At 72.4% G+C, this 17,098-nt stretch carries 16 protein-coding genes; 6 read left to right on the forward strand and 10 right to left on the reverse strand.

What is annotated here, in order from left to right; genetic code table 11:
* Positions 1–310 precede the first annotated feature (310 nt).
* The 3 genes from HMPREF3105_RS01140 to HMPREF3105_RS01150 form a co-directional block, all read right to left on the reverse strand.
* The gene (locus tag HMPREF3105_RS01140) at positions 311–1,426 is read right to left on the reverse strand and encodes a type I restriction endonuclease (RefSeq protein ID WP_036314529.1); all 1,116 of its coding nucleotides are present in this window, start codon (positions 1,424–1,426) and stop codon (positions 311–313) included.
* A 267-nt stretch (positions 1,427–1,693) separates the two neighbouring features.
* Positions 1,694–2,038: a DUF8129 domain-containing protein gene (locus HMPREF3105_RS01145; RefSeq protein WP_010079880.1), complete on the reverse strand. Its 345-nt coding sequence runs from the start codon at positions 2,036–2,038 to the stop codon at positions 1,694–1,696.
* A 99-nt stretch (positions 2,039–2,137) separates the two neighbouring features.
* Positions 2,138–3,367, reverse strand: a complete 1,230-nt coding sequence (locus HMPREF3105_RS01150; protein ID WP_020624876.1) for a PucR family transcriptional regulator — start codon at positions 3,365–3,367, stop codon at positions 2,138–2,140.
* Between the two features lie 90 nt (positions 3,368–3,457).
* Between HMPREF3105_RS01150 and HMPREF3105_RS01155 the strand changes: the two genes are divergently transcribed.
* Both HMPREF3105_RS01155 and HMPREF3105_RS01160 read left to right on the forward strand, forming a co-directional pair.
* Complete coding sequence (locus tag HMPREF3105_RS01155) at positions 3,458–4,510, forward strand: ferredoxin reductase (protein ID WP_070708575.1); 1,053 nt, start codon at positions 3,458–3,460, stop codon at positions 4,508–4,510.
* 67 nt (positions 4,511–4,577) lie between these two features.
* Entirely contained in the window at positions 4,578–5,873 is a 1,296-nt protein-coding gene (locus HMPREF3105_RS01160) for a fatty acid desaturase family protein (RefSeq protein WP_070708576.1), read from the forward strand.
* Between the two features lie 40 nt (positions 5,874–5,913).
* Here HMPREF3105_RS01160 and HMPREF3105_RS01165 read toward each other — a convergent pair whose 3' ends face one another.
* The 3 genes from HMPREF3105_RS01165 to HMPREF3105_RS01175 all read right to left on the reverse strand — a co-directional run bounded on the left by HMPREF3105_RS01165 (position 5,914) and on the right by HMPREF3105_RS01175 (position 9,975).
* Positions 5,914–6,810: a sugar ABC transporter permease gene (locus HMPREF3105_RS01165; protein ID WP_225348928.1), complete on the reverse strand. Its 897-nt coding sequence runs from the start codon at positions 6,808–6,810 to the stop codon at positions 5,914–5,916.
* A gap of 86 nt (positions 6,811–6,896) precedes the next feature.
* Positions 6,897–8,534 carry an ABC transporter permease subunit gene (locus tag HMPREF3105_RS01170; protein ID WP_070708577.1) on the reverse strand — a complete coding sequence of 546 codons (1,638 nt, stop codon included), beginning with the start codon at positions 8,532–8,534 and terminating at the stop codon, positions 6,897–6,899.
* Between the two features lie 118 nt (positions 8,535–8,652).
* Positions 8,653–9,975, reverse strand: coding sequence for a sugar ABC transporter substrate-binding protein (locus HMPREF3105_RS01175; protein ID WP_044659341.1), 1,323 nt, complete (start codon positions 9,973–9,975; stop codon positions 8,653–8,655).
* 340 nt (positions 9,976–10,315) lie between these two features.
* Between HMPREF3105_RS01175 and HMPREF3105_RS01180 the strand changes: the two genes are divergently transcribed.
* Both HMPREF3105_RS01180 and HMPREF3105_RS01185 read left to right on the forward strand, forming a co-directional pair.
* Positions 10,316–11,335 (forward strand): LacI family DNA-binding transcriptional regulator, encoded by a 1,020-nt coding sequence (locus HMPREF3105_RS01180; protein ID WP_049158353.1) that lies wholly within the window; start codon positions 10,316–10,318, stop codon positions 11,333–11,335.
* Between the two features lie 82 nt (positions 11,336–11,417).
* Positions 11,418–12,497 carry an ABC transporter ATP-binding protein gene (locus tag HMPREF3105_RS01185; RefSeq protein WP_070708578.1) on the forward strand — a complete coding sequence of 360 codons (1,080 nt, stop codon included), beginning with the start codon at positions 11,418–11,420 and terminating at the stop codon, positions 12,495–12,497.
* A 42-nt stretch (positions 12,498–12,539) separates the two neighbouring features.
* Here the strand turns inward: HMPREF3105_RS01185 and HMPREF3105_RS01190 are convergent, their stop codons facing one another.
* Positions 12,540–13,019 (reverse strand): SRPBCC family protein, encoded by a 480-nt coding sequence (locus HMPREF3105_RS01190; protein WP_070708579.1) that lies wholly within the window; start codon positions 13,017–13,019, stop codon positions 12,540–12,542.
* Positions 13,020–13,090: 71 nt separating this feature from the next.
* Entirely contained in the window at positions 13,091–13,345 is a 255-nt protein-coding gene (locus HMPREF3105_RS01195; protein ID WP_070708580.1) for a glutaredoxin family protein, read from the reverse strand.
* Positions 13,346–13,380: 35 nt separating this feature from the next.
* Here HMPREF3105_RS01195 and HMPREF3105_RS01200 point away from each other — a divergent pair, with 35 nt between their 5' ends.
* The gene (locus HMPREF3105_RS01200) at positions 13,381–14,199 is read left to right on the forward strand and encodes a spermidine synthase (RefSeq protein ID WP_070708581.1); all 819 of its coding nucleotides are present in this window, start codon (positions 13,381–13,383) and stop codon (positions 14,197–14,199) included.
* A gap of 15 nt (positions 14,200–14,214) precedes the next feature.
* Here HMPREF3105_RS01200 and HMPREF3105_RS01205 read toward each other — a convergent pair whose 3' ends face one another.
* Complete coding sequence (locus HMPREF3105_RS01205) at positions 14,215–14,724, reverse strand: MarR family winged helix-turn-helix transcriptional regulator (RefSeq protein WP_070708582.1); 510 nt, start codon at positions 14,722–14,724, stop codon at positions 14,215–14,217.
* A gap of 24 nt (positions 14,725–14,748) precedes the next feature.
* Between HMPREF3105_RS01205 and HMPREF3105_RS01210 the strand changes: the two genes are divergently transcribed.
* On the forward strand, positions 14,749–15,984 hold the full coding sequence (locus HMPREF3105_RS01210; protein WP_070708583.1) for an MFS transporter: 1,236 nt from the start codon (positions 14,749–14,751) through the stop codon (positions 15,982–15,984).
* A gap of 39 nt (positions 15,985–16,023) precedes the next feature.
* Here HMPREF3105_RS01210 and HMPREF3105_RS01215 read toward each other — a convergent pair whose 3' ends face one another.
* On the reverse strand, positions 16,024–17,055 hold the full coding sequence (locus HMPREF3105_RS01215; RefSeq protein WP_083325259.1) for a DMT family transporter: 1,032 nt from the start codon (positions 17,053–17,055) through the stop codon (positions 16,024–16,026).
* Positions 17,056–17,098 lie beyond the last annotated feature (43 nt).

A 17,098-nucleotide genomic window follows, 5' to 3' on the forward strand; every position in this document is an offset into this window, starting at 1 on the left:
CCAGGCCGCCGGCCTCGACGTCGTAGGAGCCGGTGGACGCGTGGTGGGCCTCGACCGCGTCCGTGATCCGGTAGTGGTCCGGGTTGCCGGGCGGGTCGGAGGTCTCCAGCACGTGGATCAGGTAGGTCTCGCCGGCGGCCAGGGCCTGGCGGTCGTCGCGCTCGTGATGGGTCATGACGTCCTCTCGGGTCGGCGCCCGGCGGGTCTGTCCCACCGGGGCGTGCGCACCAGGGTGGCGCATCGACGGCGGCGGGGCACAGTCCTGCCCGCCCGCGGGCCGGATCCGGTCAGTAGGCGGGTCAGAGTCCGCTCAGGCCCCGACGTAGGAGCTGACGACGCTCCGCAGTGCCTCGGCGGATTCGTAGATGTCCTCCAAGTTCTCGAGGTCGGCCCGCGTCCTGTTCTTGTCCGCATCGAACAGCACCAGATATTTCACCTTCCCGTCGAAGTGAAGGCGCGCGATCGGCTTCCGATTGTTGTCGTCCAGGATGACGCTGCAGTACGAGGCTGCGTCGCGCATGTAGACGCGGTTCATCGGCACGATTCCGGCGAGAATCGCCTTGATGATGCGGAAACCCTCGATCTCCTCTTCGGTCGTCACGACGCCCGGCTTGAGCTGGCCCTCCTGACCGTTCTCCTCGTCGGACAGGACCGTCTGATCGCCGGTGGCCACGGGCTCAGCGGGAGCCGCCAGTACCGGAGCGACCTGGTCGCCCAGGGCAGTCTTCAGCCGCGCGTTGACGCGATCGTTGATGTACTGGCGCGCAGCCTCCTCGGTGAGCCGGGTGAAGGTCTCCACCGCCTTGGCGTTCATGTACCCGGAGTACACGCGCTTGGCGAGGACCTTCACCAACTCATCGCTCGGCGCAGCCATCTCGGCAGAAATCTCGCGCTTGATGGCCGATACGTACTTCAGCTCCTCGGCTGCGGCGATGACCGAGTCGAGATCGAAGGATCCCTTCGCCAGCTGCTCGAGCTTCGGCACGGTGACCGGGTCGATGTCCAGAAGATCGAGGACGAGGAACGGACGCTCGTCGAGGATGTTGGCCTTGTCGAGGTCCGTGTAGAAGTTCCACACCCGCCCGTTGGTGAGCACGCCGATCCGCGCTTCACTGGTGTGGAAGTAGCGCACCAGCTGGCTCGCGTGCGCCAGGGACAGCTCCGAGCCGACCTTCTTGGCCTCCACGAGGATGTTGACCTTCCCCTCCCGCATGATGGCGTAGTCGATCTTCTCCCCCTTCTTCAGGCCCAGATCTGCGACGAACTCCGGGACGACCTCCTGGGGATCGAACACGTCGTAGCCCAACACCTGCGAGATGAATGGCATGACGAGCGCGTTCTTCGTCGCCTCTTCCGTGTCCAGGGAGCTTGCGTAGTCGCGGGCTCGCCGAGCCACTTGCGCAAGCTTGTCCTCGAATTCAGTCATGCCGTTTCACCCATCCGTGAGTAGGAGCCGGACAGCCGGGAATCCGGCAGCCTCGCACGTCAGCGCCCGAAGGCCCGCCGCAGCTGTGTCGAAATATAACCCAGCTCACAAACACGCTACGGGGACCCTCGCAGGCGCTCCGTGGCCGGACCGCGGGATCGCCCGGAACGCGAGGCGGCCACGACGCGTCGCCTCTCACAGGAAGGAGACGGGGCGTCGTGGCCGCGTTCCGCGGGGGGCCGCCCTGTCAGGCGACGCCCGGCCGGCTCAGCGGTTGCCGGGGTGCTGCGGGTCGGCCGGGATGCCGCGGCTCAGGGGCTCCACGGGCGGGCCGCTCGTCTCCGGGGTCACGGGCGAGCCGGTGCGGGAGCCGCCGACCTCCGGGGTGTCCGGCACCTGATCGCCGGAGGGCTGGGCGCCGGAGCGCAGCGCCTCGAGCCGCGTCTCGAGGACCTGCACCACGGGCAGGCGGTCGCCGTGGGCGCGCTCGTAGGCGAGCAGCTGCTCCACCTGCGACTCGTCGAGGCCGGTGATCCGGGTCGGCAGCGTGCCGTTGGGGATGTGGTCGTAGTCCGGCAGGGGGAGCTCGTCGCGGTTCGGGGCGTTCGTCATGGCACTGTCCCTCTTCTCTCGTCGGGGTCCCTCGTCGGGATGCGTGGTCCACCCACGCTAGTGAAGGCCCCCGTCAGACGGCACCCCCTGCCGCCCCGCTCACCCGACCCCGTCCCGCCGCGCCCGCAGCACGATCTCCAGGTCGAACCGCGCGTCGGGGTCCTCGAGGGCCTCCCCGAACAGCTCGCGCAGCCGGCCCACCCGGTACCCCACGGTCTGGGGGTGCACGCCGAGCTCCGCGGCGATCGGCGCCCGCTGGCCCCAGTGCGTGAGCCAGGCGAGCAGGGTCTCCTCCAGCACCGCCCGCTTCGCCTCGCTCACCTCGTCCAGGGGCGCCAGCACGCGTTCGGCCAGCTGCGTCACGACGCGCGGCTCGGCCCCCAGCACCACGCGCGCCAGGTGGTCCGCGGCGAGGATCGGGGACGGGGCGCCGTCGTCGTCCTCCCCCTGCGCGGGCTCCGCCGTCCGGCCCGCCGCCTCCTGGACGGCCAGCGTGCGGGCCACCCGGTAGGAGTGGGGCACGAGCGGCCAGTCCACGGCCGGCCCGACGACGGCGGCCGTCCCCGCCAGCAGGCGCAGCATGCGCTCGCGGCGGCCCTGGGAGGGCGTCGCGTCGATCACGGCGACCACCTCCGAGTCCCGCTCCACCACGAGCCCGGCCCGGCCCAGCCTCTCCCGGACGGCGACGCCGGCGTCCGCGGGCAGCACCACCACCGCCAGCCGGCGCGGCAGCCGCCAGTCCGCGAGCGCGGCCAGCCGTTGCACCTCCTTCTCCTCGGTCCCGCCCCGGACCAGGGCGGTGGCGAGGGCGGCGCGGTGCAGCTCGAGCACGCCCGCCTGGGCGGACTGCGCCTCCGCGTACGCCTGGGCGCTGACGGAGGAGAGCTCGTCGATGTACGCCCAGATGGACTCGCCCAGCTCGATCACCACGGACATCTCCAAGCCCAGGCGCGCGCACTCGGCGGAGAGCTCGCGGAACACGATCCGCGCGGAGGTGCGGTACGCGCCGAGCAGGGCGTCCATGGAGCGCCCCTCGCGGAACTCGCCGGCCCCCAGGCGGGCCATGAGGACGCGGGACTCGCTGTTCAGGGCCGGGCGGGTGGTGCCGGGCAGGCTCATCAGCTGCTCGAGGGCGGTGGTCACGCCGGCGGTGAGGTTCTTGCCGTAGTGGCCGTCGCGCGCCGCCGCGTAGGCGGGGATCTGGTCCGGGACCGTCTCGATGATGCGCTCCATGATCCCGGGGATCGCCGGGGCCAGGCGCTCCGCGAGGTCGTCGGGGAGGGACTGCCAGGGCGGGCGCCAGTCGGGGGCGGGGGTGGTCTGCGTCACACTCAATCTTGTCTCCTCGCGATGAAGTGATGACCCAGATCGTACGCTGAAGACGAAGAACTGCGGCATGCCGAGCCATAGACTGGAGCCATGGTCGGCCCGTCTCTGTTCTCCCGTCTGGCGTCGACGCTCCTGCACCCGCTCGCCCCGCAGGACGTCCTCAGCCTGCTCGACCCCGTGCACTCCTCGCGGCAGCTGCGCGGCGTGGTCACCTCCGTGACGCGCGAGACGCCCGGCACCGCCACCATCGCCTTCCGCCCGGGCCCGGGCTGGCGGGCCCACGACGCCGGCCAGTGGGCCCGCATCGGGGTGGACGTGGACGGCGTGCGCCAGTGGCGCTCCTACTCGCTCTCCGCTCCCGCGGGCGCCGACCCCGAGATCACGGTGTCCGACATCGGCCTCGTCTCCGGCACGCTCGTGCGCCGCACGAAGCCCGGCGACGTCCTGTTCCTCGACGTCCCCGAGGGCGACTTCACCCTCCCGGACGAGCCGCGCGCCCTGCTGATGCTCACGGCCGGCTCGGGCCTGACCCCGGTGATGTCCATGATCCGCACGCTCGTGCCGGCCCGCGCGGACGCCGACGTCGTGCTCATCCACTCCTCCCGCACCCCCGAGGACGCCCTGTTCCGCGAGGAGCTGGCCGAGCTGGCCGACCAGTTCCCGGGCCTGCGCGTGGTGCACCACCACACCGCGGAGGCGGGCCGCCTCGACCTCTCCTCCCCCGCGCAGCTCGAAGGCGTCTGCCCCGACTGGCGCGAGCGCGCCGCCTACGCGTGCGGGCCGTCCGGGTTCCTCGACGACGCCGAGGCCCTGTGGCGGCGCGAGGCGGCCGCAGACCTCACCATCGAACGGTTCCAGGCCGACTTCGCCCCGGGCGTGGCGGGGGCCGGCGGCCGCGTGGTGTTCGAGCACGCCGACGTCGAAGTGGACGCTCCCGGCGACGTGCCGCTGCTGATCGTGGCCGAGGAGGCCGGCGTCGCCGCCCCGTCCGGCTGCCGCATGGGCATCTGCCACGCCTGCCTGACCCCCCTGCGCTCCGGCCAGGTCACCGACCTGCGCTCCGGCGAAGTCCACGGCGAGCCCGGCGAGCTGATCCAGACCTGCGTGAGCGCCGCCGCCGGCCCGCTGAGCCTCGGCCTGTGAACCTGACGCCCGGCCCGCGACCCGGGCCTCCCCGACCATCCCCGCCTTCCGCCCCCAGGAGCATCACATGACCCAGACCCCCACCGCCCCCGACCGCACCGGCGCCACCGCCCCGGACGATCTGGCCCTGGCCATCCCCGGCACCACCGTCCGCGGCCGCGCCGCCCGGGTCCTGCCGCAGGACCGCCCCGACACCACGAGCTGGGCTCCGCGCGCCGCCGAGTCCCGTGCCGCCACGTCCCGCCCCACCGCCGCCGCGACGCCGGGGCTGCCAGGCGTCGTCGGGAGCCCGGCGGTGCGCCCGCCCGGCGCCGCCCACCTGACGGACGCGCAGGTGGCCGAGCTGGGCCGTGAGCTGGACGCGATCCGCGACGACGTGCTCGCCCGCCGCGGCGCCTCCGACGCGGCCTACATCCGCCGCGTCATCCGCTGGCAGCGCCGGCTCGAGCTCGGCGGCCGCGCCCTCCTGCTCAACGCACGCCACCCCGCCGCGTTCGTGGCGGGAACAGCCATGCTCACGGTCGCGAAGATCGTGGAGAACATGGAGATCGGGCACAACGTGCTCCACGGCCAGTGGGACTGGATGCGCGACCCGGACATCCACTCCACCACGTGGGAGTGGGACTTCGTGACGCCGTCGCGGGCGTGGCAGAACACCCACAACGACCTGCACCACCGCTGGACCAACGTGGTGGGCAAGGACCGCGACGTGGGCTACAACGTCCTGCGCATGGACGAGTCCGAGCCGTGGCGGCCCCGCCACCTGCTCAACCCCGTGATCAATGCGGGGCTGGCGCCGATCTTCGAGTGGGGCATCGCGCTCTACGACCTCGAGCTGGACCGCGTGCAGAGCGGCGAGAAGTCCCGCGAGGAGCTGATGACGGATCTGCGCTCCGTGGGCGTCAAGGCCGCACGGCAGTTCGCGAAGGACTACGTGGCCACGCCGGCCGTCGCCGAGGTGCTGACCGGCTCGGGCAAGGCCGCGCTCGTGGGCACGCTGCTCGCCAACGGCCTGCGCAACATCTGGGCGCACGCGGTCATCTTCTGCGGGCACTTCCCGGAGGGTGCGGAGACGTTCTCCGAGGAGATGGTGGACGGCGAGACCCGCGGCGACTGGTACGTGCGGCAGATGATCGGCTCCGCGAACATCTCCGGTTCGAAGCTGATGCACTTCATGACCGGCAACCTCTCCCACCAGGTGGAGCACCACCTGTTCCCGGACCTGCCGTCCAGCCGGTACGCCGAGGTGGCGCCCAGGGTCCGGGAGATCTGCGCCCGCTACGGCCTGCCCTACACGACCGGCCCGCTGCTGCGGCAGGTGGGCTCCGCGTGGAAGAAGGTGTTCCGGCTGGCGCTGCCGTGAGGCGGGAGGGGCGGGCGCCCCTCCCACCGCCGTCGTCGGCTCAGCCCTTCACGCCGCCGGCCGTGAGGCCGGAGACGATGTACCGCTGCAGGAACAGGAACAGCGCCATCACGGGCAGGGCCGCCAGCACGGCGCCGGCCGCGAACACGCCCCAGTTCTCGGAGCGGGTCTCCGAGACGTAGCCGTAGAGGCCCACCGCGAGCGTCTGCGCGGACGGGTCCGTGAGCACTACGGAGGCGATCACGAACTCCGAGACCGTGGTGATGAAGGACAGCAGGGCCACCACCGCGAGGATGGGGGTCACCAGGCGCAGGATGATCGAGAAGAAGATCCGCGCGTGCGAGGCACCGTCGAGCTTGGCAGCCTCGTCCAGCGACGGCGGGATGGTGTTGAAGAACCCGTACATCAGGTACGTGTTCACCCCGAGCGCGCCGCCCAGATACACGAGGATGAGGCCGAGCTGCGAGCCGATGCCCAGGACGGGCACCAGGTTGCCGATGTAGGTCAGCAGCAGGAAGATCGCCACCACCGCGAGCAGCTGCGGGAACATCTGCACCAGCAGCAGCGTCAGCAGCCCCACGCGGCGGCCCGTGAACCGCATCCGGGAGAACGCGTAGGCGGCCAGGGCACCGAGGAACACCGTCATCACGGACGTGATGACGCCGATGACCATCGTGTTGAGGAACCAGCGGCCGAAGGGCCGGTTCGGGTTGCTGAACAGGTCCACGTAGTTCTGGCCGCTGAACGAGGAGAACAGCCGGTTCGAGCTCGCCATCGTGCCGGTCGGGTCGAGCGACGCGGACAGCACGTACAGCAGCGGGAACAGTGCGAACGCGCTGGCCAGCACGCCCACCGCGTGGCGCCAGCCCAGCTCCCGCATCCAGCGGCCGAACGAGCGGCGGCGTCGTGGCGGGGCCGGGTCCTCCTCCCAGCGCAGCGGGTCCGTCTCCTGCTGCGCCAGGGCGGCGGCGAGGGGCGAGGTCGGGGCGTCCGGCCGGGGCCGTCCGGAATCCTGGGGGATGCTCACTTGTCGATCTCCTCGAACGCCTTGGTCTGCCGGAAGCTGATCGCCGAGATGGTCGCCACGATCAGGAAGATCACGATGGACAGGGCGGAGGCCAGGCCGTAGTCGCGCCCCACCCCGCTGAACGCCGTCTTGTAGACGACCGTGATCAGCAGGTCCGTGGCGCCGATGTTCGAGCCCGCGTCCGGGAATCGCGGTCCGCCGCCGGTCAGCATGTAGATGATGTTGAAGTTGTTGAAGTTGAACGCGAACGAGGAGATCAGCAGCGGTGCCACCGAGACCAGCAGCAGGGGCAGCTTGATGGAGCGGAAGATGCGCCACGGGCCGGCGCCGTCCATGCGGGCCGCCTCGTCCACGTCCTCGGGCAGGGACTGCAGGGCGCCCGTGGTCACCAGGAACATGTAGGGGAAGCCCAGCCACAGGTTCACCACGAGCACCGAGAGCCGGGCCAGCCACGGGTCGGTGAGCCACGGGATGTCCGCGCCGCCGAAGAACACGGTGTTGACGAAGCCGAACTCCGGGTTGAGCAGGCCGGCCCACACGAGGCCGGACAGGAACGCCGGGAACGCGTACGGCAGGATCATCATCACCCGGTAGACCTTCTTGCCGCGCATGTCCGAACGGTTGAAGGCGATCGCCAGCAGCAGCCCGACGGCGAACGTCGTGGCCACGCTCAGGAACGCGAAGGCGAAGGTCCACGCGGTGACCCGCAGGAGCGGGTCGCGCAGCTCGGGGTCGGTGAACGCGCGCGTGAAGTTGTCCAGGCCGACGAACACCCGCCAGCCGGTCTGCAGCGTGCTGCCGTCGTCCGCCTGGAACTGGCCCTCGCCGTTGTCCCGGTACTCCACGCCGCTCTCGAGGTCCGTGAAGGTGTCCCGGGCCTCGTCGTACTCCAGACGCGGCGCGTACACGTACCCGCGGGAGCCGTCGCGCGTCTCCAGGGTGCCGTCCGCGGCGTCGTCGCTCAGCGGGACCTTCAGGCGGGCGACCTGGTCCTGACGCTGCAGCAGGTCGCCGAACCGCAGGGTGGTGTACCCCTCCACCCCCACCGGCTCCCCGTCCTGCATCTGGGCCTCGACCGGCTCCAGCGCCTGGTCCGCGCCGCCGAGGACGGGCTCCCCGTCCCGCAGGGTCAGCAGGTAGAGGTCGCCGCCCTCCTCCAGCACCGTGATGTCGTACACCGGGGAGTCCGGCACGCGGATGGAGGAGGAGCGCTGGATGATCTCGATCGCCGCGGCCTTGTCCGAGTTGTGCCCGGCGCCGTAGTTCGTGAAGGCGACGTAGGAGGAGTAGACCACCACGAACACCTGGAACAGCATCAGGAAGAACAGGCCGGGGGCGAGGTACTTGGCCGGCAGGCCGCCGCGGCGCAGGTAGATCCAGTTGATGCCGATCGTGACCGCCAGGGTCAGCGCGAACACCACCCAGTCCCCCGCGGCCGCGAGCTGGAACAGCAGGAACGCCGCGAAGGCGTCCACGAGGCCCAGCAGGACGATCTTGGCCAGCGTGCCGCCGAGGCCCTCGGTACCCCGGGCGTCCGCACGACGACGGCGGCCCGGGCCGGTGCGGCGCGCGGCGTCGTCGAGGGCGGCGGTGGCGGCGTCGGACCGGTCCGACGCGGTGGAAGACGGGCTCATGGTTCCTCATCCGGCCCGAGGGCCTGCCGTGGAAGGGGGGGATGCGCGCCCCGAGGGCGCAGGGCCACGGTCCGCCTCCGGCGTCCCCGCGGGGACGCCGGAGGTGGACCGCGCCGGATCACTGGCCGATGCGGCCCTCGATGTCGGAGATCATCTTCTGCCAGGTCTGGACCGGGTCGCCCTCGCCCTTGATGATGCTCATCTCGGCGCCGCCCCAGAACTCGAACACCGCGCCCATCTCGGGGGCCGCCGGCATGGGGACGCCGTTCTCGCCGATCTCGCCGAACGCCTTCACGGTCTCGTCCGAGGCCGCCTTGTCGAAGGAGGCGGTCAGCGCCGGGGGACGCTTGCCCTCGGCGAAGAGCGCGTCCTGGGCCGCCTCGGTGGAGAGGTAGTTGACCACGAACTCATTCGCGGCCAGCTGGTTCTCGGACTCTGAGGAGACGAAGAAGGCGTTGACGCCCACGAACGGCTGCGCCGGCTGGTCGCCCATGGACGGGATGGCCTCGACCTCGAAGTCGACGCCGGCCGCCTCGGCCTCCTCGATGTTCCACGGGCCGGTGATGAAGTAGGCCGCGTTGCCGGAGTTGAACTGCTCCTTGGCGATGTCCGCGGTCATGTTCGGGTTCAGCACCCCGGACTCGCCGTACTCGGCCAGCTTCTCGGCGAAGGCCTCACCCTCGGGCCCGCCCATGGCCAGCGAGCCGGTGTCGTACGAGCCGTCCTCGGCCTGCTTGAACACGGGGGCGCCCATGGAGGTCTGGAACGGGTACAAGTGGTACGGGTCGCCGTTGACGGCGTCCAGGCCCACCACGAACGGGTACTCGGCCTCGCCGGCGTCGACGGCCTTCCGGCCCTCCGCGATCATCTCGTCGAAGGAGGCCGGGGTGGACTCGGCCAGCTCGGTGTTGCGCAGGATGGCGATGTTCTCCACGGAGTACGGCACGCCCCAGGTCTGACCCTCATAGGTGACGGCCTGCACGGAGGACTCCACGAAGTCGCCGGCTCTCTCGCCCAGCTCAAGGGGCTCGATGGTGCCGTTCTGCACGAGCGAGCCGATCCAGTCGTGGGCGCCGACGATCACGTCCGGGCCCTCGCCCGTGGGGTTCTGGGTGATGAAGTCGTCCTTCATCGTGGAGTTGTCCTTGACCACGAGCTCCACCGTGATCCCGGTGTCCTCCTTGAAGTCCTCCGCCACGGCCTGCAGCGGCTCCTGGCGGTTCTGGTCCACCCACATGGTGATGGTGCTGGCGCCGGCCTCGGAGAGGTCCTGGCTCGGGGACGCGGTGGCCGTGCCCTGCTCGGTGGCGCCGGCCGGGGAGGAGGACGCCGGGGCGGAGGAGCCGCCGCCGCACGCGGTGAGCGCGAGGGCGGAGAACGCCGCGGTGAGGGTCAGGCTGAGCGGGCGGCGGAAGAGGCCGCCGGTCGTCGTCGACTGCATGATGTGCCTTTCACGAGGGGTGGCCCGCGGCATGCGCCGGCCGTTGCGTCGCCGACGTGGGCCCCGCGGTGAGACGGCGCCTGCCCCCGGCGGCTGAAGGAGTCAGTCCCCAGGAGTGTAAACGCTTCCACTGTGATATGCCACACAGAGGTGCGCTCCCGCATGAACACGGGCATGCGGGAGTGGGGGCGGAGGTCAAGACCGGCTGAAACCGGAATGGAAGCGCTTCCACCACCGCGCCTGCCGTGCCGTACTCTGGTGCCACGCATCGACCCCCGGCCCGCCGCCGTCGTGCACCCGCCCCGCCGCAGAACCCCATGAACCGGGAGGAGGACCGCCGATGGTCGGCATCAAGGACGTCGCCCGCATGGCCGGGGTCTCCACCGCCACCGCCTCCCGCGCCCTCACCGGCTCCGGCCCCGTGGCGGCCGCCACGCGCACCCGAGTCCAGGAGGCCGTCGCCACGCTCGGCTACGTGGCGGACTCCGCCGCTTCTTCGCTCGCCTCGGGCCGCACCCGCAACATCGGGCTGGTGACCCCCTCCGTCCACCGGTGGTTCTTCGCCGCCGTGCTCGAGGGCGCCGCGGACGAGCTCGTGCGGCACGGGTACGACCTGACGCTCTACGACGTCGGCCAGGACCCGGAGCGTCGATCCACGGTCATCTCCGACCTGCTGCCCCGACGGCGGCTGGACGCCCTGATCACCCTCTCGTTCCGGCTGAGCGTGTTCGAGTTCGCCGGACTCGAACGCCTCGGCCGGCCCGTGATCGCCATCGGTGGCCGCCTGCCGGCGGGCGAGACCCTGCCCGACTGGTTCACCGCGGTCCAGGTGGACCACGCCCGCGCCGCCCGGATGGCCACCGAGCACCTGCTGGAGCTCGGACACCGGGACATCGCCTACGTGGGCCGCGTGGACGAGGACATCGAGTTCCAGGTCAGCACCGAGCGCACCCGCGGGTTCCTGCACGCCCTCGCCGCCACCGGGGTGCGCACGCCGGCCGACTGGATGGTGCCCGCGGACTTCACCATCGGCGGCACCTACCACCAGGCGCGCGCCCTCCTCGCCGACCCGCGGCGCCGGCCGACGGCGGTCATGTGCATCTCGGACGAGATGGCCATGGGCACCTGGATGGCAGCCCACTCCCTGGGGCTGCGTGTGCCCGAGGACGTGTCCGTGATGGGCCTGGACGGCCACCCCGAGGCCGCCCGCCTGGGCATCAGCACCGTGGACCAGAACCCGCTCGAACAGGGCCGCCGCGCCGTCCGCCTGGCGCTCGGCGCCCTCGACGGCGCCGCCCACCCCCACCGGATCATGCACCACCTGGCCCTGCGGCCGAGAGCGAGCACCGCGCCGCCGTAGACCGTCAGCTCCGACCCTCACCCACCCCTCTCCTTCACCTTGGATCGTCGGGCACGTACCTGCCCGTGAAAGGAACCCCACCATGGCCTCCGTGACCTTCCGCTCCGCCAGCCGCCAGTACCCCGGCTCCCCCCGCCCCGCCGTCGACTCCCTCGACCTGGAGATCGCCGACGGCGAGTTCCTCGTGCTCGTGGGCCCCTCCGGCTGCGGCAAGTCCACCTCCCTGCGCATGCTCGCCGGTCTCGAGGAGCTCTCCCACGGCAGCATCCTGATCGGCGACCGGGACGTCACCGACGTGGACCCCAAGGACCGGGACATCGCGATGGTGTTCCAGAACTACGCCCTGTACCCGCACATGACCGTGGCGGACAACATGGGCTTCGCCCTGAAGATCGCCGGCGTCCCCGCGGACGAGCGGCGCCGCCGCGTCGAGGACGCCGCGAAGCTGCTGGACCTGACCGAGTACCTGGACCGCAAGCCGAAGGCCCTCTCCGGGGGCCAGCGTCAGCGCGTGGCCATGGGCCGGGCGATCGTGCGCGACCCGCAGGTGTTCCTCATGGACGAGCCGCTCTCCAACCTGGACGCGAAGCTGCGCGTGCAGACCCGCGCCCAGATCGCCAACCTGACCCGCCGTCTGGGCACCACCACCGTGTACGTGACCCATGACCAGACCGAGGCCATGACCATGGGCGACCGGGTGGCAGTCCTCAAGGAGGGCCGCCTCCAGCAGGTGGACACGCCGCGCAACCTCTACGAGCGCCCGATGAACGTGTTCGTCGCCGGGTTCATCGGCTCCCCCGCCATGAACATCTTCCGCATGCCCGCCACGCACGAGGGCGTGCACTGGGGCGAGACGGTCATCCCCGTGCCGCGGGAGGATCTGGCCGACGCCGGCACGGCGGTGGACCTCGGCGTGCGCCCCGAGAACCTGGTGGTCAGCGACGACGCCGCCGGCCTGCCCGTGGAGGTGGACACCGTGGAGGAGCTCGGCGCGGACGCGTACGTGTACGGTCACGTGACGATCGGCGGCGAAGAGCGGCTCATCACCCTGCGGACGGTGGGCTACACGGCGCCGGAGAAGGGGTCCGTGGTGCACGTGGTCCCGGACCCGGAGCGCGTGCACCTGTTCCACGCCGAGACCGGCGAGCGACTCAACCGCTGACGGCGGCGCGGGGCGCGCGACGGCGGCGGGCGTCGCCTGCCCTCAGCCCTGGCGCTCGGCCAGCTCCGCGAGCCGGTCGATCGACGCGCGGAGCTGCTCTTCGCCGGTCCGCAGCGCCTTCTGGATGCGCTTCGGGTCGGTGAGGGCGGTCCAGTCATAGGTGTGGGTGACGCGGCAGCCGCCCTCGTCGTCGCCCTCGACCTCCCACCGCCACAGCTGGCCGAACGGCTCCCCGCCGACCTCGGAGGGCTTCCAGGCGATGCGGCGGCCCTCCTCGAACTCGACCACGTGGTTCGCGCGGTCCACGCCCTTCTGCAGGGCCATGACGAACACGTCCCCGACGGCGGTCACCCGCTGCCCGGGGGCGGCCTCGGCCAGGTTGTCGTTGCCGTCCCACTCGGGCTGGCGGGAGGGGTCCGCGATCAGCTCGAAGACGACGCCGGCCGGGGCGTCGACGTGACGGGTCGCGGACACGACGCGGTCCTCAGGGGCGGGCAGGGCGGTCTCGTCGATGTGCTCCATGGGGAGAGCGTAGACCCCGGTGCGCGCCCACCGAGAGCGCCGGCGGGGCTCGCGCCGGGGGCGGCCCGACCTCAGATCAGGCCCAGCGCGGTGAGCTTGGCCGCGGTCTCCTCGTTGGTCGGCTCCACCTGGTGGTCGCCGTCGGGGAACACGACCACGGGGATGTTCTTCCGCCCGGAGATCCGCTCGGCGGCATCGGCCTGGGCCGGGTCGGCGACGAGGTCCACATAGTCGTAGGCGACGCCGAGCTCATCGAGCTGGCGCTTGGTGCGCAGGCAGTCTCGGCACCAGTCGGCGCCGTAGACGGTGACGTCGTTCTGACTCATCCGTCCAGCGTACTGAGGGGTGGGATGCTGGGGGCATGCCCGCCCAGCCCTCCCCCTCCGGCCGCACCGTCCACCTGTCCACGTCGGGCGTGGACGCCCGCATCGCCCCCGACGAGTTCGGCGGGTTCGTCCTGGAGATCGGCGGGGCCGTCCAGTCCCACGTGGACCTGGCCGACCCCGCGCGCATCCGCTACGAGTACCTGCGCCGCATGGCCCACGTGCTCGACGCAGCCTCCCCGACGGGTGCGCCGGTGCGGGTCCTGCACCTCGGCGCGGGCGCGCTGACCCTGCCGCGCTACCTCCAGGCGACCCGACCCGGCTCGGAGCAGACGGTGGTCGACCTGGACCGGGAGCTCGTGTCCTTCGTGCTCGCCGAACTGCCCCTGCCGGCGGGCACGGACCTCGTCTCCGTGGTCGCGGACGCGCGCCTGGCCGCCGTCGACCTCGCGATGGACGGGGAGCGGTTCGACGCCGTCGTGCTGGACATCGGCACCGGTGAGGAGGGTGCCGAGCACCTGCGCGGCGCCGTGTTCTACGGGGAGCTGCTCGAGCTGCTGACGGCGGGCGGGGTGCTGCTGGTGAACATCGGCGACGACGCCGGCCTGCGCTTCCTGGGCGCCGAGCTGGGCGCCCTCGAGGAGGCGGCCGCCGAGGCCGGGGTGCCCGGCCCGTGGACGCTCGCGGACCAGGGGATGCTGGAGCGCCTGGACTGGGGCAACGTCGTGCTGGCCGCGGGGGCGCCGCTGGGAGAGGCCGGCTGCCCGGAACGCCTCGCCGCGGCGGGGCCGCATCCGGCGGCCGTGCTGGACCCGGCGGAGTCGGCCGCACTGGCCGACCGCATCCGTCGCGCCTGAGGGCGGGCGCGGCGCTCAGGGCCGGGGGTCCTCCGCACCGGGGCCCGTCTGCGGCCGGGGCCACGGGTGGCCCCGGCGCTCCTCCGCCCCCTCGTTGAAACGACGCAGGAGCCTGCTGAACTCGACGACGTCCTCGGCTGGCCAGGAGGAGACGATCTGCGCCACGTTGTCCGCGCGGGAGCTCAGCTCCGCGGCGAGGCGGGCGCGCCCCTCCTCCGTGGGGCGGTGCAGCCGGGCGGAGCCGCCGTCGGGGTCCGCCACCCGCTCGACGAGGCCGGCCTTCATGGCGGCGGCCACCTGCCGGTGGACGGTGGAGACGTCGAGGTCGAAGGCCTCGGCCAGCTCGGCGACGCTCATGGCCCCGCCCGCCTCCAGGCGGGCGAGCAGCACGGTGGCGCTGCGCTCCAGCGCACTCGACCGGCCGTAGGGGGCCACCCCCTGCGTGGCCACCCGCAGCAGGAGCATGTGCTCGTACATGATCCCGCGGACCGGGTCGACCCACGCCCCCTCAGATGATTGCATCATGCAAACGATGCTACCTTTTGCATCATGCAAATCGCCGAGCAGGAACGCATCGCCTCCCCCACCTTCGTCCTCGCCTGGGTGGTCTCCTTCCTCCAGTTCCTCGCGTTCTACGCCCTCGTCACCACCATGGCCGTGTACGCGGTCCGACAGTTCGCCGCCTCGGACGCCGGGGCGGGGCTGGCCTCGAGCGCCTTCGTCATCGGCGCCACCCTCAGCCGCGTGGTCACCGGCCACGTGGTGGACCGCTTCGGCAAGCGCCGCGTCCTGGTGGTGGCCCTGGTCGCCGTCGCGCTGTCCTGCACGCTCTACCTCGTCGCCTCCTCGCTGCCGGCCCTGGTGGCGGTGCGCATGCTCCACGGCGCCAGCTACGCCTTCGCCAGCACCGCCGTCATGGCCCTGGCCCAGGCGGCCATCCCCGACGGGCGACGCGCGGAGGCCACCGGCCACCTCGCGCTGGGCACCACCCTGGCCACCGCGATCGGCCCCGCCCTGGGGCTCTTCCTCGCCGGCTCCATCGGCTACGCGTGGCTGTTCCGGGCGACCCTGGGGATCACGGTGGTCAGCCTCGTGCTGGGCCTGCTGGTGCGCGAGGCACCCGCCGCGGCGGACGTCGACGGCGAGCACGCCGCCGGCGAGGTCCCCCTGGAGCACCCCGCCCCCGCGGTGGGCTTCCGCCTGCGCTCCGTGCTGCACCCGGCGGTCCTGCCGATCGGCGGCTTCATGCTGCTGGTGGGCCTGAGCTACGCCGGGATCCTCACCTACCTGAACGCCTACTCAGTGGAGCGCGGGCTCACGGCCGGCGCCGGCCTCTTCTTCCTGGCGTACGCCGCGGCGATGCTCGTCATGCGCCTCACCCTGGGCACCCTGCAGGACCGCCGGGGGGACGACGCCGTCGTCTACCCCGCCCTCCTCTGCTTCACGGCCGCGCTCCTGGTGCTGGCCTTCGCCACGCGCGACTGGCAGGTGGTGCTGGCCGGGGCGCTGAGCGGCCTCGGCTACGGCACGCTCATGCCCGCGGCCCAGGCGATCGCCGTGAACGCGGTGCCCTCCCACCAGCTCGGCGCCGGCATCTCCACCCTGATGCTGTTCGCGGACGTGGGGCTGGGCCTGGGCCCCGTGCTCCTCGGCGGGCTCGTGGCCTCGGCCGGCTACGGCGCCATGTACGCGGCCCTGGCAGGTGTGCTGGTGATCGCCGCCGGGTACTACTTCGTGATGCACGGTCGCCGGCACGGGCGGCGGGGGACCGTGGCCCGCGCCTGAGTCCCGAGCGGTGACGGCGGCCTGCCGCCGCGGGCGGCGCTATCGGCGCCGCGCCGGCCAGGACGCGAGCGTGACGGCGGCGAGGGCGCCCAGGGTGCCCAGCACCGTCGTCGTGGTGACCGTGGATCCGTCGGTGGGGGCCACCAGGTCCACCACGAGGGAGCCCAGGAGGTTGCCCGAGACCAGGCCGAGGGTGGCGGCGAAGACGCCCAGGCGCGGGACGACCATGGCCCCCACCCCGATGAACACGCACCCCAGCGGGCCGCCGAGGTAGAGCCGCCATTCGTGCGGCAGCGCGGGCATGCCGTGGCCGGAGGCCAGGGCGATCCCGCCCCACACGATCCCGAGGAAGAGGACGCCGGCGGTGAAGTTGACCAGGGTCGCCGGGATGGCGGTGCCGTAGGCCGTGGTCTGACGGGCGTTGAACACCTGTTGTCCGGCGGTGGCCAGACCGGCCAGCAGGGGCAGCAGGGCCAGCAGCGCCCAGCCGGGCCCGCCGCCGACCTCGCCGAGTGAGGGCCACACCACGAGGGCGACCGCGGCCAGGGCGAGCGCCGCCCCCGTGAGGCGCCGCGGCGTCAGGCGCTGCACCCCGGCGGGGCTGAGCCCGAGCCGGTCCACGACCATCCCGCCGACCACCTGCCCGGTGACCACGGCGACCGTGAACACGGCCACGCCGAGGGGACCGATCGTCGCGGACTGGGTGAGCACCAGGAGCCCGCCGATCACGCCCGCCACCGCGTACCACGGGCGCACGGACCCCGCGGCCAGGGCCGGGCGGATGCGGGCCAGGCCCCGGCGGCCCCGCGGCGTCAGCACGCTCACGAGCACCATGACGACCAGGCCCGCCGCGAAGGAGCACAGCGCGGCGAGGACGGGGTCGCCCGTCAGGTGGGCGAGGCGGGAGTTGATGCGGCCCTGCAGCGGCATCACGGAGCCGGCGGCCACCGCGAGCGCGAACAGCAGGGCGGTCGCCCGCGGGGAAGGGGCGTCCGGGCGGGCGGCGACGTCGGCCGGGCGGGGGCGGGCGGGTCCGCGCTCGGCGGACGGGGCAGAGGGTTCGGGTGGCATCCCCCCGTTGTACACCTCTAGGTGTTGTGGGTCATGAGGTTCT

It is taken from the genome of Micrococcus sp. HMSC31B01, assembly GCF_001816085.1.
Classification (GTDB): domain Bacteria; phylum Actinomycetota; class Actinomycetes; order Actinomycetales; family Micrococcaceae; genus Micrococcus; species Micrococcus luteus.